This window comes from Variovorax sp. RCC_210, from assembly GCF_041355175.1.
In the GTDB taxonomy this organism is placed as follows: domain Bacteria; phylum Pseudomonadota; class Gammaproteobacteria; order Burkholderiales; family Burkholderiaceae_C; genus Variovorax.
Genome location: NZ_JBFUPJ010000042.1, coordinates 1 through 1,501, shown reverse-complemented (window position 1 = coordinate 1,501; position 1,501 = coordinate 1). Strand labels below are relative to the sequence as shown.

General features: G+C 62.6%; 1 protein-coding gene. It reads right to left on the bottom strand.

Going from position 1 to position 1,501, the window contains the following annotated elements; all coding sequences use genetic code 11:
* Positions 1-335: 335 nt before the first annotated feature.
* Positions 336-1,403 (bottom strand): IS110 family transposase, encoded by a 1,068-nt coding sequence (locus AB6807_RS39345; protein WP_371088809.1) that lies wholly within the window; start codon positions 1,401-1,403, stop codon positions 336-338.
* Positions 1,404-1,501: the final 98 nt, after the last annotated feature.

The following is a 1,501-nucleotide window of genomic DNA, read 5'->3' as shown; positions in this document are numbered from 1 at the left end:
CCTCCTCCTTTTACCGGGACTTCTCCAATCCGCAAGCGGCGGTGCGAGTTTGGTTTTTCAATAGGCGGTATTGGCTGCGTCAAGGTGAGGGCCAAGCTGCAATAGAACCAGGAACAGACTGCACATCTACCGTCGGCCTTGTTGCACCGGCGCATGGCCGTGCGGACCCAGATACGAACCGCTCAGCGGGGCTCCATTCATTTTTCGTGGCGCTCACCGCGATCGGTGCCACACAGGAGGAGTCGAGCTTGCCCGCTGCCGGTCTGACCTGTTTATTGCATCTTCGAACTCACGTCTGGCAAACCAATAAAAAAAGCTGCGTCAACCCGATCGCGCTACGCCGCAACGACGCAGCCCGCCGGCTTGGTACTCACGTGGCGCGCATCGAAGGGCCTACCCCGCACGAACACTGCCCACAGGATGCGCGCGTTCTTGTTGGCCAAGGCCACCACGGCCTTCTGCCAACCGGACTTCTCTCGCAAAGCATGAGCCCAGCGCGAGATCGGATCGTCGCGCTTGTGCGCCGTCAACACGATCGATTTGGCGCCCTGGATCAGCAGCATGCGCACGTACATGTCGCCTCGCTTGGTGATGTGGCCCAGGTTGTTCTTGCCCCCGCTGGAGTTCTGCCGCGGGGTCAGGCCCAGCCAGGCGCCGAATTGCGCACCGTTCTTGAATTGCTTGAAGTCACCCACGGTGGCCACCACGGCAGAGGCCGTGACCGGCCCTACGCCCATGAGCTGCTCGGCCTGGCGCACCTGCTCGCTGGCCTTGCCGTGTGCGGCGATGCGCTGGTCGCACCAACGCATGTGCTCGTCGAGTTCCTGCCACTGCGCGTAGGCGCGTTGCAGCGTCAACCGGGCGAGGCTGCCGAGCTCGTTGCTGGCGTCTTCCATGGCGTCGGGCAGGGCCTGGCGCAACACCTCGGGTTTTTGGGGGAACACCAGTCCGAACTCCGCAAGCAGCCCTCGGATGCGATTGATGCAGGCCACGCGTTCTTCCTTGAAGCCCTCGCGCAGGCGGTGAATGCACAGCATGCTTTGCTGCTCCACGCTCTTGATGGCCACGAAGTGCATCTGAGGGCGCGAAGCGGCTTCGCAGATGGCGGCAGCGTCGTTGGCGTCGTTCTTGCCGCCCCTGCCTTGCAACCGATAAGGCACGACGAGGTGGGCGGGGATGATGCGCGCCTGCAGCCCCAGCGCGAGCAGCTTGCGTGCCCAGTAGTGAGCACTGGAGCTGGCCTCCATGGCGACCAGGCAGCCTGCGGGCAGCTGCGCGCACCAGGGCAGGAACTTGTCGCGCGCCAAGGCCCGGCTTGTGACGCGCACACCAGCGGAATTGACCGCACAAACCTGGATGACGCGCTTTGCCAGATCGACACCGACTCGGGTAATCTCGTTCATGGGGCTTCTCCTTCCAAAGGTTGCAGATTGACTTCGCACATCAATCTTGGTACTCGATACCGTGACCAGGAAGCGAGAAGTCCCTTTGCATTCATTTC